Annotated in this window: 1 protein-coding gene; it reads left to right on the top strand. The window is 48.5% G+C overall.

Annotated elements, in window-relative coordinates:
* Positions 1–21 precede the first annotated feature (21 nt).
* Positions 22–1,034: Ig-like domain-containing protein (locus tag G8Y84_RS08050; RefSeq protein WP_349236832.1), on the top strand; the 1,013-nt coding region annotated here is incomplete at its 3' end.

The raw sequence follows: 1,034 nt of genomic DNA, 5'->3' as shown, positions 1-1,034 counted from the left end.
ATTGCGCCAGGCGCACCAGTCGTGAACAATCCACAGCCAAACGATGGAACAGTAACTGGTACTGGCGAACCAGGTGGCACAGTGACAGTAACATTCCCTAACGGCGAAGTGGTGACTGGAACTGTAGACGAAGATGGAACTTGGACAGTAGACTTACCACCAACAGTGACATTAACTGAAGGTGACATCATTACTGCAACAGTAGAAGATGATAACGGTAACGTTTCTACACCAGGTAACGGAACAGTAACTGATACAATCGCGCCTGAGGCACCAGTTGTGAACGATCCGCAACCAAACGATGGAACAGTAACTGGTACTGGCGAACCAGGTGGCACAGTGACAGTAACATTCCCTAATGGCGAAGTGGTAACTGGAACTGTAGACGAAGACGGAACTTGGACAGTGGACGTACCACCAACAGTAACATTAACTGAAGGTGACGTAATCACTGCGACAGTAGAAGACGACAACGGTAACGTTTCTACGCCAGGTAACGGAACAGTGACTGATACAATCGCACCAGACGCACCAGTTGTGAACAACCCACAACCAAACGATGGAACAGTAACTGGTACTGGCGAACCAGGTGGCACAGTAACAGTAACATTCCCTAACGGAGAAGTCGTGACAGGTACAGTTGAAGAAGATGGTACATGGACAGTGGACGTACCACCAACAGTAACATTAACTGAAGGTGACGTGATCACTGCAACAGTAGAAGACGACAATGGTAACGTTTCTACGCCAGGTAACGGAACAGTAACTGACACGATCGCACCAGGCGCACCAGTTGTGAACAATCCACAACCAAACGATGGAACAGTAACTGGTACTGGCGAACCAGGTGGCACAGTGACAGTAACGTTCCCTAACGGCGAAGTGGTAACTGGAACTGTAGACGAAGACGGAACTTGGACAGTGGATGTACCACCAACAGTGACATTAACTGAAGGTGACGTGATCACAGCAACAGTAGAAGACGATAACGGTAACGTTTCTACGCCAGGTAACGGAACAGTGACTGATACAAT

Origin of the sequence: Staphylococcus sp. 11511212 (assembly GCF_011394755.1) — a bacterium.
Classification (GTDB): domain Bacteria; phylum Bacillota; class Bacilli; order Staphylococcales; family Staphylococcaceae; genus Staphylococcus; species Staphylococcus chromogenes.
This window is presented reverse-complemented; position numbering and strand designations above follow the sequence as displayed.